The organism is Leptolyngbya sp. 7M, from assembly GCF_018128485.1.
The window spans coordinates 2,474,764-2,487,929 of sequence record NZ_CP070897.1; the positions used below are offsets into that span (position 1 = coordinate 2,474,764).

Consider the following 13,166-nt stretch of genomic DNA (forward strand, 5'->3'; position numbering starts at 1 on the left):
AAGTGCTTTGGCGCATTGTAAGAGAAGAAATCAGTCTACCTTTGTAGACTTAGCTTTTGTCGCCTGCGGTTTGAATTGCTAGGCATGAGATCTAAGGATGCTGACTTAAGAAGGTAGTTGAAGCCCTAAATCTAAACTTGATGAATCACTCAAACTATTCAGCTAGTTACGTCACTCTAGTCAGTAATCCGAACTATTTGGAACCAATGCAAGCCTGCTTGAACCTGTTCCCTCATCACTTGATTCAACTATACAAAATTACTCGATCTAAGACCAGTTATTCCAACTATAAAACTGCAAACTTAGTGGAATTTTCATATACAGCGTTTTTCACCCACGTAAGGTATGGGGGGTGTGGGGGCTTCGCCCCACGCAGGGGCACAGCCCCCCCACCCCAATTTTTGTACTTCACTAGCCTGGAAAAGGCTGTATCTAATATCAGAACTACTCAAAGGGGCGATAAATCACATAGGATTTTTCAAGTAGAAAAGCGCGTTCTATGTAGAGGCTCCCATCTGGGAATAACGCCTGCATTTGCTTACGGGAAATAACGCGAGTTCCTTCCACCATTTCCGTCCAAACTGGTAATTTTTTCTTCCAGGAACGCTTCAAGTGCTGCCGCGCAAATTCGGGCAGTTGCCAATAGAATGGGAAACCGGTATGAGGTTCAATTGGCCAGCGGTCACTTGGCGTTTGTACCCAATAGGCTCTGCCTAAGCGATACACCTCTTGCGCAAAATCGGCCTGTTTGTTGTCATCGCCTACATGCTCAATTACCGAATTGCTGAATACAATATCAAAAGATTGATCGCTAAATACATCTTTTAGATTCGTGGCATCTGCTTCAATAAACCGAATCTGGTGGTGTCCACTGGGTCTAACGGTTCCTGGCAGATTTACCAGCGTTACCTCAAAGTCGTGAGGCACTAATTCCCACATGTAGGGCGTACCGCCTAAGTCGATGATCTTAGCTCCAGAAGGTGGTTTTACCAGCTCTAGAAAATCTTTGAAGCGCCGAGTTCGCCAAGTGCCAACTATGGAGTCTTTGTTGGAGTAAGCGCGTTCAGTAACCCGGCGAAGCAGTAGTTGCATGATAACTTCCACCTACAATATGACTGATATAGCGATCCTCTTAAATCACAGTTTTCGCTGAGCTTTTATCTAATCGCAAGCTCTAACAATGCCTGGATACGTAGCTAAATCCTCACTCTATCTAATATCTGACGCTTCAGAATCCTGCCACCCCGGAACCGATCCAGTCGGCGACCGAGACCATGCCGGCGAAGATCATTCCGGTAGCCCGATCAAGCGCGCTTTGATCGTAAGAGAGCTCTGACAGGTCAACACCAAGAATTTCTTTCAGAATCCGGACATGCTCTTTCCGCGCTTTCGCCCACGCCGCGCCGCCCAGAGACAGATCTCCGGAGCGTTGAATTGTCTGTAATGTTGTCGCCTTTGCGAAAATGCCGTGATGCCCGCCGATCAGCTCGGAAAGTGCGCGGGCCATTTGGGGGGGCATCTGATATTCGCTCTGCAAGATCTCGGGCAGCGTCAGGGAAGTAACAAAACCGTGAGGCACATTGGCTGCCGCTTCGCATCTATCACAGTGCAGCTCGGTGTTTACATAGAGATCATAGAGCCGCCTGGTCTGATCAGTCTCCGGCTTGTGCATACCGCGTAGTGCGAATGGCGGTGAGCATTTTCCAAGATCGTGCAGTCCGGCAAGCCATGCAATGATCCTGCCTGCTTTTTTCAGATCGTTTTCCAAACCGAACGGTCTCGCCAGTCGCCTTTTCGTAACATCCGGCAGCGAGCTATCCCACATCGCTTCAGCAACCGAGGCGACGTCGATCATGTGACAAATTAATGGATGAAAGGCATTGCCAAGATTCTCTTTATCGTGAGAGGTCTTCGCCCAAAGTCGGGCTAGGGAGCTATCTATTTTCATATCGTTTACGGGGTAGAAGTATACTGTCGGATCGAACGTTCAAGCTTTTGCATGATGATTTCACGGAGTTTTTTTGGTTTTTCAGCGATGCAGTTCCCAGCGTATTGCAGGCAGAATCTTGCCACCGCCTCAAGACCTGCTTCGCCGATCTTGAACCGAATGCGGAGCGAGCCGTCCGGCAGTTCTTCGCGTATCTCATCGGGATGAAACTTCTGCCGTTCGCGCATCCATTGAGCCTGATAGCTGTCGAAAACTATCTCGACCGTCGTCAGCCGGCCGCCGCGGGTCATAGAAAATCCCCGTCTTAGGTATTCCTCTTTATTCCAGCCCTTTTGCGGCTCAAAAAATCTGCCCGTCGGGCGAATATCGCTCATTCGACCGATGTGGAAGTCCCGAAAATCTCTTGCCTTGCGGTCGTAAGAGATGGCATACCAATCGCCAGCATAGTTATGCACCAAGTGAACATCAGCGGTACGACGCGAACTTTCTTGTTTGTATGGGGAGAAGTATGTGAATTCGAGCTGCTCTCCTGCAATGGCAGCCATCGTGACGTATTGCAGTGTATGGGGATCGATCGAAACAGTTGGTCTGTCTTCAAAATTTATTGCCTCCGTCAAAGTAAAGAGGTCAACGCATACTTTATCGGGCAGTAGTAAAGCAAGCTTTGACAGAGCATTACTAAGTTTTTGGGCATGATCTGATTGTCCGATCAATCTTAAGCCGTGTTCTGCTACAAAGAAGGCAAGCAGCTCACCTTCGGAAAGTGTCTGTAGCGGCATCGTCCATTTAACATCTGAATATGTATACCCCTGGAGTTTTCTGTCGAAATGAATAGGTGCCAGAAATGATTCCTTCAGAAAAGCTATATCTCTTTTGATCGTTCTTTCATTAACACAAAGAAGCTGTGATAAGCGTTGCACGTTTGGATAACTGCCCGAGGCTATTTCTCTGTGGATGCGATGGATCCGTTCAACCGCTCTTAGATACACTCGTTCATTTGTGGGGCTCTTCGTATTTTTATGTTTCATATTGTCCTGAGAATCATAATACATACTGAGGGACATATTGTGTCCCCGTGCAGGTGTATGCTTACCAAACCCCATCTGCATTAGAGAGACAATTTGTCCTAGATAAAATAGCGGTCGTAGTTTAGGTGTTTTTACGCAATTATAAAAGATGGAGTCTGGCCGGAAGCAATTGACCGATAATCCATGAAACGATGTTTCTTAAAAACGGAGAGTATTGGTTGAAATTCACATTGAGTGTGAAGGAGCAGATGTTATATCGAGGTTAGTATAATTGGTTGCAGATCTACAGACATTTTTGTAACAGCATGCTTGGCAGTGACAGTGGTCTTTGGTGCAAAAAATGGGCTGGCCCAGATCGGCCAGCCCTAAAAGTACGATAAAGAGAGTACTACTTTCCGCCGCTGGCAAGTTTGCCGATGAGTGCGAAGAGCGGAAGATACATTGATATTACGATCGAGCCGATTGTTACACCGAGGAACGCGATCAACGCGGGTTCGATCATCGCCAAGAGGTCAGCAATTGCAGCATCGACCTCTTCCTCATAAAAATCAGCTATCTTTGCGAGCATCGCATCCAAAGCACCGGTCTGTTCGCCAACCCCGATCATCTGCCCGACCATGTGTGGGAAAACATTTGTCTGCTTCAACGGATCAACGAAATTCTCACCGCGTTCGACACCGGCACGAACTTTTAGGATCGCGTCCTCGATAACAATATTGCCCGCGGTCTTCGCAGTTATATCAAGCGATTGCAGAATCGGGACGCCGGACGAAAGCAACGTTGAAAGTATCCGAGAGAATCGAGCAACAGCGATCTTACGAAGAATATCGCCGAAGATAGGAAGCTTCAATAACACAGTGTCTATCTGCCAACGTCCTTTTTCGGTGCCATAATAGAATTTTGTCCCAATACCAAGTCCGATGGCGATGACAAGAATAGAAAGTCCGCCCCACCCGGCGAGAAAGCTGCTTATTCCCATTACGATCCTGGTCGGCAATGGGAGAAGCTCACCGGGACCGAGCAAGCCAATAAAGATCTGCTCGAACTGCGGTATGACAACTACCATAATGACCGCGATTGCGGCGATCGCTACCGCAATAACTGCAGCGGGATAGATCGAGGCAGAAATTATGCTTCGTTTTAGTTTTACGACCTTTTCGATCAGAGTCGCGAGACGCTGGAGTATCAGGTCAAGCACACCGCCGGTCTCGCCCGCTTCGACCATATGGGTATAAAGCGAATCGAAAACCTTCGGATGCTTTTCAAGAGCAGAATAGAGCGTAGAGCCTTCTTCGATATTCTGTCTCACCTGACGCAGAACATCCTTAAAGAACACGTTCTGTTGTTGTTCGGCTAGGATGTCAAGGCATTGGACCAATGGTAGTCCAGCATCGATCATAACCGAGAACTGCCTGGTAAATACGGCAAGCTCTTTGGCCTTTACCTTTTTACGCGTCCCGAGTTTGGGAATAGAGATCACGCTCCCCTTTTCCTTCGCTTCGGTCAGGATAACCTGTTCGCGGCGAAGCAGAGCACGGAGTTCATCCTGGCTGTTCGCTTCGCGCTCTCCATTGACCAGCTCGTTAAGACGATTTCTTCCTTTGAATACGTAAGTTGGCATTTCGTTCTTTTGCTCCTTTCGGTTACGACTGTCAGTTGATAATTGTTACCGATGACTATCTATCTGGCCGGTGGCCTTTGGCCTATTGGTCTGCCCTGTGCATACGGACTGCCCGCTGGCGGCATTGATGGTTTGGTTCCTGAGCCGGTGTATGAAGTATTCAATCCGGAGCCGCGTTCTATCAGCTCGCGAAGCTCATCTTGGTTAGATGTCCTTTGCATTGCAACATCGAGTGTGATCACACGCTTGTGAACCAACGTCGCAAGGGATTGATTGAAGGTTTGCATCCCGTACTTATCCTGACCGGTCTGCATCATCGAATAGATTTGGTGGATCTTGTCTTCACGAATAAGATTCCGTATCGCGGCATTTGGGACCAAGATCTCGAGGGCCATTACACGCCCGTCTCCGCTGGCCTTCGGTAGCAGAGCCTGACACATGATACCTTCGAGAACGAGTGAGAGCTGGGTCCGCACCTGGGCCTGCTGCTCGGCAGGGAAGACGTCGATTATACGGTTAATGGTTGAATATGCAGAGTTGGTGTGAAGTGTTGCAAAGGTCAGGTGTCCTGTCTCGGCGATGCGAAGCGCCATCTCTATCGTTTCGAGGTCACGCATTTCACCGACCAAAACGACGTCAGGGTCTTGGCGAAGAGCTGTGCGCAATGCGTGGCCGAAGGAGTGTGTGTCCGCAGCGACCTCACGTTGATTAACAACACAGTTTTTGTGATTGTGTAAGAACTCGATCGGATCCTCGATAGTAAGGATGTGATCGTGGCGGTCGATATTTATCTTGTCGACCATTGAAGCGAGTGTGGTCGATTTACCTGAACCGGTTGGGCCTGTTACAAGCACAAGGCCGCGCGGCTTTTTGCATAGATCAGCCACGACCGGCGGAAGCCAGTTCCGGATCGACCTCGTCCATCGACGCTTTTTTCGGCTTTTGCCGCGGGGCCGCGTAGTAAGAGATATCCTGAAAATCGATCTCCGGATATTCGAAATTGGGCCAATGCTTTGGCTCTTCCATTTTCAGCCATTGGCGATATGCCTTCAGCCGAAACTCGAGCATCCACTCGGGCTCGTTCTTTTTCTGCGAGATCAAACGGACCGTGTCCTCGGACAATCCTTTCGGAATGATGTCCGTTTCGATATCGGTAACGAATCCGTATTTATACTCGCGATTCTGTAATAATTCCGCTGCCGTACTCATAAACACATTCTCCGCGCATCATATAAATAAAGATCCTATTTTTCATTAGAGATCTTTCATCTTGTTCGCGGTCAAATAGCGATCAAATTCGTTGTGGTTCTATTGTCCTGTGGATTCCCTGTATCTGGTGGAACATCGCATCGACCGACCGCTCATTTCCGACCAGATTAGCCAGCGTAATGCGTGACAGAGCATTCTCCACTATTTCGTGAAGGCCAACTATAACTGGTCTGATACCGCAGTCGCCGTGGTGTACACAAGAATCACGGATGCCCGTATAGCTTTCACAGTGCGAATTAAGAACGTCTTCGTCCAAAACTTTTATGATCTCGTTCAAGAAGATCTCCTCAGCCGGCCGTGCCAAAAAATAACCGCCTTTTGTGCCGCGAGTCGAGTTCACAAACCCTGCCTTGTTCAGCAGCCACATAAGCTTGCCGGCATTGGCCGTCGAGATGCCTTCGCGTTCAGCTATCTGCGGCAGAGTCAGCGTTTCACCATCGCTCAAATTTGCGAGCTGCACAAGGCACCGCAATCCATATTCTTCCTGAGCAGATATCTTCATAAGCTAAACAACAATAAAGGTTTAATTTTTACCGATACCAAATTATGTCAAATCATTACTTTTTGGTCAAGATTATATCTGCTTGATATCTCCCCGCTAGGCCTGCCTCTATTAAAACAATCCGGTTAATTCGGATAGAATAGGCACTATTATGCGAGAGCAATTGAAAAGATTCATTGAACAGATGGAGGAGAATTCCGTCGCTATCATCCCAGCCGCACATGAAGTAACTCGGAGCTACGATACAGAGTTCAAATTCCGCCAAGATTCTGATTTCTGGTATCTGACTGGATTTCCGGAACCCGACGCGATCGCGATCATTGACCCGAACAACAAACGTTCACCTTACACACTTTATGTTCGGCCGCGTGATCCGCTGATGGAAACCTGGTTTGGGCGACGTGAAGGGGTTGAGGGCGCCGTCAAGAATTATGGCGCTGATACAGCCCTCTCTGTTGAGAGATTCGTTAGTGACCTTCCAAAATTGCTCAATGGCCGCGACCATTTATATTACCGATTCGCGGTCGATAGAGAACTCGATCATCAAATACTCAAATATCTAACTGAGCAGCGTGTGCGTCGATTGAAAACCGCATATCCTCCGCATACTATTATCGATCCCACCCCGATGATCGGAGAAATGCGTTTGCATAAATCGCCGGAGGAGGTCGAACTGATGCAGATCTCCGCAAATATTGCCGCCGAGGCTCATATCTTAGCGATGAAAAAAGTAAGGCCCGGGATGAATGAAGGGCAGGTAGAAGCCCTGATGGAAGCCTATATGAAGGACCGCGGTGCGAGCGGCGTTGCGTATAATTCCATCGTCGGTGGTGGCGACAATGCCACGATCCTGCACTACGTCGAAAACAATATGCCGCTCAAGGACGGCGACCTCCTGCTTATCGATGCCGGAGCTGAATACAAAGGTTACGCAAGCGACATCACACGCACTTTCCCAGTAAACGGAAAATTCACAGCTGCGCAACGCGAGGTTTACGACGTCGTTCTCGATGTTCAGAAAAAATGTATCGAGTTCACCGTAGTTGGCAATACTCACGCTCAACGTCAAGAATATTCGATCGAGCTGCTTACCGAAGGAATGAAAAAATTGGGCCTGCTCAAGGGGAAAACAAAAGACCTGATAAAGAAAAAAGCTTACTTGAAATACTATATGCACGGTGTCGGCCATTGGCTCGGCCTCGACGTACACGACGCCGGACGTTACTACGTCGATCAGCAGGCAAAGCACTCAAAGCCTTATGCACCGGGAATGGTGCTAACCGTCGAGCCCGGAATTTACGTCTCGCCTGATGACAAAGCCGCTCCGGCAAAATATCGCGGCATCGGCATCCGTATCGAAGACGATGTTCTTGTTACTGAAGATGGCAACAGGAATCTGACCGCAAAAGTGACCAAAGAAGCGGACGAGATCGAAGCCATAATGCAAAAGGCTTCGCGTAAATAGTGGCAGCACGAGCGCCGAACATATGAACTTCAACGATATCGCCAAAGATCTTCCGTCTTTGCTTGCAGCACTTTTCACCGCGATCCTCTTCATTCAGTCGGGGTTTGATAAAGTGTTTGACTGGAATGGAAACCTCGAATGGCTGACGGGGCATTTTTCGTCAACGCCACTGGCGAAGATGGTGCCGATGATGCTCGCAACGGTAACGTTGATGGAGGTTGCGACGGGCCTGCTAGCAGCCGCGGGCATATTTTACTTTCTATTCACGGGTTCGCTCCTGATCGTATTTATTTCCGGTGTGGTAGGTGCTCTTTCAATAACAGCCTTGTTCTTCGGCCAGCGCATCGCGAAAGATTACGCCGGAGCAGCGGTATTGGTCCCATACTTTATACTTCAGTTGATCGTGATAATTTTGTCGAATCCCCACCTTCGCTGATTCGACTGAATTGTATGGGTCATTTCAGCTTCTCAATGCTGATGCTCGCGGTATATTCATCTTGTTTCGGCTGCCCATCTGCAGTAGGTTTCGGAAAGAGTGAAACAAGCTTGAATCGGAATCCATCCACCTCAAAAACGTTCTTTTCACCGCTGTCTTCAAGGTGAAATTCAGAAAGAGGTTGGTCTTCTTTGACCAGCACAAGCTTCACGACCGCGCGGCCAGCCCAAATACAATCTACCCCATCTGGACAACGAGAATCCTCGGCGACCTCAAGGAAATGCAATGAATAACCCGCATCGCCAACTAATTTTGCCTCGCCGATCTTCAGATCTATCTTATCTGAATTCTGTTCGTTAGCTCCAAAAGTCATAAATGTAAAGATCGCAGCAGCGAAGATAACCAAGATGATCTTATTCATCACACACCCCCATTTTCAGAGTTTCGATAATCTTTCGGCGGAGTTGGTTGCTGCAAAATTCCATCAAGCTGATCTGCTTTCCGTCGCAGCAAGCCGCTCGATGATCGCGCTGGCAAAATCGGCAGTATTGGTCGTGCCGCCAAGATCACGCGTCAGATACTTTCCTTCCGCGAAAACATCAAGCATCGCCTTTTCAGCTCTGGCTGCGGCATCTGCCTCGCCTATGTGCCTAAGCATCATCAATCCAGACATCAATATCGCCGTCGGATTTGCAATACCCTGTCCCGCAATATCTGGGGCAGAACCGTGAACAGCTTCAAACACAGCCCCCTGTTCCCCGATGTTTGCCCCTGGAGCGAGTCCAAGACCGCCGATCAGGCCGGCGCAAAGGTCTGATAAGATGTCTCCGTAAAGGTTCTCCATCACCAACACGTCGAACTGTTCAGGCCGCATAACCAATTGCATACAACAATTATCGATTATCTTGTCATCAGCCTCGATATCCGGAAATTCCTTCGAAACTTCATAGAACAGATCGAGAAAGAGCCCATCCGAAAGCTTCATAATATTCGCCTTGTGAACCGCTGTAACCTTCCTCCGCCGATTATCGCGGGCAAATTCGAAAGCGTATTTCACGATCCGACGTGAGGCTTTTTCAGTTATCACCTTAAGACTTTCAACTACACCTGGAACGACGACATGCTCAATACCGGAATAAAGTCCCTCAGTATTCTCCCGAACAATAACCAAATCCAGTTCGGGATATCGACAAGGAACGTTCGGCAAAGCCCTCACCGGCCGGACATTTGCATATAGATCAAGAGCCTTTCGCAGTCCAACATTTACCGAAGTGAACCCCTTCCCAACCGGCGTCATTATCGGTCCTTTTAACGCAACGCGGTTTTCTCGGATCGATGTGATGGCTTCATCCGGCAGCGTCGTGCCGTACTTCTCCTGAGCCTGGGCTCCGAGAATATGGGTTTCCCAATTAACGTCAACCCCCGCTGCCTCGATTACCCGAACTGTTGCCGATGTTATCTCCGGCCCGATCCCGTCACGTCAAGGGCAAGGTTCGCAATCAACGCGGCAATGGAATTGCCAGCGCCGAAGTGTCGATCAGACAGGATGGAAAGGTTGTAAAGACGGCACGCTCGAATTCGAAAGGCGAATTTCACGTTACGGGCATACGTCCGGGAAAATACAATATCTCATTTGAAGCGGAAGGCTACAGCCCGGGAGTGCTTTACAACGTAGAGATCACGGACAAGGTTCGCGATCTCGGCGACCGATTGATCCTAGCCGTTGATCGCGGCACGCTCGCTTTAATTCGCGGCAGCGTATTTTTCCTTGAAGGTACGAGCGTTACCGGTGCGAAGGTCGATCTGGAGATCGTAAATGCTGACGGAAGTACGAAACGCGTTGATTCGGGATATACGAATTCCAGCGGTGAGATAGTTTTCCGTCGTCAACCGACCACCGCAAAATACCGGATAACTGCCAAATATAAGAATATTTCGGATTCAAAAGAGATCGAGGTCGATGGCCCCGCGATGTACAGCACAGCCATCACACTTCATCTTTCGCGCAACAATCGCTAGAAATGTTGATAAGCCTCGTCCGAGTTTCTACTTTCTCATCGAATGACGGTATGCGAAAGGCAGAAAATAAATACCTTGCCTTCCGTCACCTCCATTTGGTAAACTCATATAAATTTTATTGCCGAAGTTGTAAAAACAACACGGGGGAACCACTCAGTTTCCGAAGTTTTTCGGAATAGGGGCGAATCTGCAAATGCAGAGAAAGATTCTTCGCTTCCAGCCCGTCAGCTAACCTCGTAGGCTTTAACGAAGAAGGACACTAGCCGACTGTGCAAAGGTTGTGAGCATTGTGCTTCACAACCTTTTCGTGTCTCTATAGTGCCTTCAATGCTCTGATTGGGAGAATCAGAAAAGGCATTATGAAAAACATTGCGATAATCGGCGGCGGAGCTAGTGGTACACTTTTAGCGATCAATCTCCTAAGGCAGCCAAGCCCTGCTCCGCTCAAGATCACCCTGTTCGAAAAGCGTCAAAAATTGGCTTGCGGAGTCGCATTCAGTACTGAGAATGAACGACATTTGCTAAATGTTCCAGCCTCAAAAATGAGCGCATTTCCAGACGATCCTAACAACTTCGTCAGTTGGTTGAACAAGAATGGACACAGCTTTGAACCCAACGATTTTGTTCCTCGGAGGCTATTCGGAGAATATTTGAAGTATTTGCTGGATAATGAACTTGCGAGCGCTCCTAGTTCGCGATCCTTGGATATCATCGCAGGCAAGGTGGATTCATTTATCGCCAAGGAAGGAAAGTACAACATGCCTCTATCTGACGGCTCAGTTCTGAGGTTTGACGATGTGGTGTTGGCCTTTGGCAATTTCCTTCCACCACATCCCACAGTTCCCGACCTTACATTCACAACCTCCCCGAAGTATATTCGCGATATTTGGAATAGTGAATCAGGAAAAAATATCGAAAGGACTGATGACGTTTTGATCGTGGGCACGGGCCTTTCTATGGCTGACGTAGTTTTGCGGCTTGAAGGGGACGGACATCAAGGCAAGATCACTGCTATCTCAACTAAGGGGATTTTGCCCGCAGTTCATAAGCTTGGTTTCCATTACGAGTCGTTCGCAGATGAACTGCTTGGGGCAAAAAGGATCACGGATATTTTCAAAACGGTACGTCGCCACATAAGGAACGCTGAGAAGATCGGTAGTGATTGGCGTGCAGTTATCGATTCCCTTCGACCGATAACACAAGAGCTCTGGTACGGGTTGCCTGCAACTGAAAAGCGATATTTCATGCAACACTTAAGCCGGTACTGGAATGCTGTCCGGCACCGGATGCCGGCAAAGGTAGCCGTTACGATCCAACAGCTCATCCAAAGCGGTAAGCTCACAATATTGAGTGGGCGCTTACGTCATATTTCGCTTGATGAATCAGGGCACTTCTTAGTGAATTTTACAACTGGGGGAAAGCAGAGCTATGTATCTGCCGATGTATTGATAAACTGCATCGCGTCTGAATCGAATTTTGCGCTTATCGATAGCGAATTGGTACGTGTTTTACTACGTGACGGTTTAATACGCTGTGATCCTCTAAACATGGGTCTTGATGCAACTTTGGACGGAAAGCTCATTGGTGCAAATGGCTCTCCTTCCGATGGATTATGGACCTTAGGAACTTCGTTGAAGGGAACGCTTTGGGAATCAACAGCGATCCCGGAGATCAGGGTGCAGGCAAGGGCTTTAGCTGAACGCTTGGCTACCAGTTAATTTATGGTTTCCGAGATCTCCTCTAGTGGCTGTATTTGATTAGCCGAACTGGCATCGGTAACTATCAAGGGAAATTCTTCAAGAACGACCGTATTAGCGAGCGTTTGAATCCAATATGTCCCCGCCGTCGGGAAAACAACGTTTACAAAGAAGCTGACGTTGTCAGTAAATCCGCCTGGTGCAAGATCGATATTTGTGGGCTGGGAAGTAACTATAAGGTTCGTACGATCAGGCGAAAGTATCCTCACCTCGGTTTGGTGGCTTCCCACACCTTCCCAATGGTTGATCACTGCAAATTTGATGAGCGAGACCGGCAGCTTTTCAACCATTATGTTCTGGAAAATGCCCATTAGGGATATCTTGTTCCCCATTTCTATCCGGACATCATCGCAAAGCAGCGTGTAAACCAGTTTTAGATTCTCTGTTTGCATTCAACGTTAATCCAAATAATCAATCCGATGTGGTTTCCAATATACGGTCGCTACATCTCAGATCTCTATGGGCTTCCGGTCATCGAGATATTCTCAAACGTTAGAAACCTTTTCATGCGCTTATGCCGTATGTATAATCTGGGTAAGCCCACATTCTTGACCGATGCTGATCTATGCACTCATCGGACTTTGTCTTGCCTTGGCCGGTGTAGCTGGCTTACAGATGACCTATATGCTCTATCTTGACAGATTAGATCGAGAACGCAAGAGAAGGCTGACTGAACTTGAAAGGCGTTGCCGGATGCTGACATCGCGGCTCGAAGATGCCGAGCAGCGAATACGCGAACAGGAATCTGTGATCGATACCTTGTTCGCGGAAAACGCGGGTGACGAAGCCTGGGCAGAAGTTATTGATGAAAGCTAATCCACATCCAAAGTAGCAACGGTCGCTCCCCACCCGCCGGATAATTCGTCCCCTGTCTTGAACTTTAATACAAAATCAGTTTCGGACAAGATCTTTCGTACCGTTTCACGCTGGACCCCGATACCTTTTCCGTGAATGATCCTTACAAATCTGAAGCCTCTATTACGAGCCTCATCCAAATATGCACGGGTTACGTTCGCTATATCACGCGGATGAAAAGCGTGAAGATCCAGAGAATCCGTAATCTCCAGATCGATCGTTTCCGGGAACGGGGATTCGGTCGCATCATTATCTGACATAGCGAA

The 13,166-nt window shown here is 48.3% G+C and carries 15 protein-coding genes, 1 pseudogene and 1 riboswitch; of the genes and pseudogenes, 5 read left to right on the top strand and 11 right to left on the bottom strand.

The features are described from left to right. Nucleotides 1–444: 444 nt before the first annotated feature. From JVX88_RS11905 to JVX88_RS11935, 7 genes and pseudogenes are all read right to left on the bottom strand, one after another. On the bottom strand, nucleotides 445–1,092 hold the full coding sequence (locus JVX88_RS11905; RefSeq protein WP_211627496.1) for a class I SAM-dependent methyltransferase: 648 nt from the start codon (nucleotides 1,090–1,092) through the stop codon (nucleotides 445–447). A 136-nt stretch (nucleotides 1,093–1,228) separates the two neighbouring features. Then, on the bottom strand, nucleotides 1,229–1,948 hold the full coding sequence (locus tag JVX88_RS11910; RefSeq protein WP_211627497.1) for a CRISPR-associated endonuclease Cas3'': 720 nt from the start codon (nucleotides 1,946–1,948) through the stop codon (nucleotides 1,229–1,231). A gap of 5 nt (nucleotides 1,949–1,953) precedes the next feature. Continuing rightward, a complete protein-coding gene (locus tag JVX88_RS11915; RefSeq protein WP_211627498.1) occupies nucleotides 1,954–2,727 on the bottom strand; it encodes a helix-turn-helix transcriptional regulator in 774 nt (257 codons plus the stop codon). A gap of 637 nt (nucleotides 2,728–3,364) precedes the next feature. Then, nucleotides 3,365–4,597 carry a type II secretion system F family protein gene (locus JVX88_RS11920; RefSeq protein WP_211627499.1) on the bottom strand — a complete coding sequence of 411 codons (1,233 nt, stop codon included), beginning with the start codon at nucleotides 4,595–4,597 and terminating at the stop codon, nucleotides 3,365–3,367. Nucleotides 4,598–4,656: 59 nt separating this feature from the next. Beyond that, nucleotides 4,657–5,484, bottom strand: coding sequence for a PilT/PilU family type 4a pilus ATPase (locus tag JVX88_RS11925; protein ID WP_317134626.1), 828 nt, complete (start codon nucleotides 5,482–5,484; stop codon nucleotides 4,657–4,659). Between the two features lie 13 nt (nucleotides 5,485–5,497). After that, nucleotides 5,498–5,806 (bottom strand): annotated as a pseudogene (locus JVX88_RS41855) (Fe-S cluster assembly protein SufB); the annotation flags it as partial. An 82-nt stretch (nucleotides 5,807–5,888) separates the two neighbouring features. After that, a complete protein-coding gene (locus tag JVX88_RS11935; protein ID WP_211627500.1) occupies nucleotides 5,889–6,368 on the bottom strand; it encodes an RrF2 family transcriptional regulator in 480 nt (159 codons plus the stop codon). Between the two features lie 151 nt (nucleotides 6,369–6,519). Here JVX88_RS11935 and pepP point away from each other — a divergent pair, with 151 nt between their 5' ends. Together pepP and JVX88_RS11945 are read left to right on the top strand one after the other, a co-directional pair. Continuing rightward, nucleotides 6,520–7,833 (top strand): Xaa-Pro aminopeptidase, encoded by a 1,314-nt coding sequence (gene pepP / locus JVX88_RS11940; RefSeq protein ID WP_211627501.1) that lies wholly within the window; start codon nucleotides 6,520–6,522, stop codon nucleotides 7,831–7,833. Nucleotides 7,834–7,855: 22 nt separating this feature from the next. After that, nucleotides 7,856–8,269: a hypothetical protein gene (locus tag JVX88_RS11945; RefSeq protein ID WP_211627502.1), complete on the top strand. Its 414-nt coding sequence runs from the start codon at nucleotides 7,856–7,858 to the stop codon at nucleotides 8,267–8,269. Nucleotides 8,270–8,288: 19 nt separating this feature from the next. Here JVX88_RS11945 and JVX88_RS11950 read toward each other — a convergent pair whose 3' ends face one another. Beyond that, complete coding sequence (locus tag JVX88_RS11950) at nucleotides 8,289–8,690, bottom strand: hypothetical protein (protein WP_211627503.1); 402 nt, start codon at nucleotides 8,688–8,690, stop codon at nucleotides 8,289–8,291. A gap of 63 nt (nucleotides 8,691–8,753) precedes the next feature. Next, complete coding sequence (locus JVX88_RS11955; RefSeq protein ID WP_211628672.1) at nucleotides 8,754–9,740, bottom strand: isocitrate/isopropylmalate dehydrogenase family protein; 987 nt, start codon at nucleotides 9,738–9,740, stop codon at nucleotides 8,754–8,756. Between JVX88_RS11955 and JVX88_RS11960 the strand changes: the two genes are divergently transcribed. Together JVX88_RS11960 and JVX88_RS11965 are read left to right on the top strand one after the other, a co-directional pair. Next, nucleotides 9,722–10,288 (top strand): carboxypeptidase-like regulatory domain-containing protein, encoded by a 567-nt coding sequence (locus tag JVX88_RS11960; RefSeq protein WP_211627504.1) that lies wholly within the window; start codon nucleotides 9,722–9,724, stop codon nucleotides 10,286–10,288. The genes JVX88_RS11955 and JVX88_RS11960 overlap by 19 nt on opposite strands. 109 nt (nucleotides 10,289–10,397) lie before the next feature. Further along, nucleotides 10,398–10,546: riboswitch (cyclic di-AMP (ydaO/yuaA leader) on the top strand. A gap of 101 nt (nucleotides 10,547–10,647) precedes the next feature. Beyond that, the gene (locus tag JVX88_RS11965) at nucleotides 10,648–12,006 is read left to right on the top strand and encodes an FAD/NAD(P)-binding protein (RefSeq protein WP_211627505.1); all 1,359 of its coding nucleotides are present in this window, start codon (nucleotides 10,648–10,650) and stop codon (nucleotides 12,004–12,006) included. On the opposite strand, the gene JVX88_RS11970 is transcribed toward JVX88_RS11965, so the two are convergent. Beyond that, entirely contained in the window at nucleotides 12,003–12,437 is a 435-nt protein-coding gene (locus tag JVX88_RS11970) for a DUF6941 family protein (RefSeq protein ID WP_211627506.1), read from the bottom strand. The two genes, JVX88_RS11965 and JVX88_RS11970, sit on opposite strands and share 4 nt — an antisense overlap. 163 nt (nucleotides 12,438–12,600) lie before the next feature. On the opposite strand from JVX88_RS11970, the gene JVX88_RS11975 reads away from it, so the two are divergent. Then, nucleotides 12,601–12,861, top strand: a complete 261-nt coding sequence (locus JVX88_RS11975; protein WP_211627507.1) for a hypothetical protein — start codon at nucleotides 12,601–12,603, stop codon at nucleotides 12,859–12,861. On the opposite strand, the gene JVX88_RS11980 is transcribed toward JVX88_RS11975, so the two are convergent. Beyond that, on the bottom strand, nucleotides 12,858–13,160 hold the full coding sequence (locus tag JVX88_RS11980; RefSeq protein ID WP_211627508.1) for a Smr/MutS family protein: 303 nt from the start codon (nucleotides 13,158–13,160) through the stop codon (nucleotides 12,858–12,860). The genes JVX88_RS11975 and JVX88_RS11980 overlap by 4 nt on opposite strands. Nucleotides 13,161–13,166 lie beyond the last annotated feature (6 nt).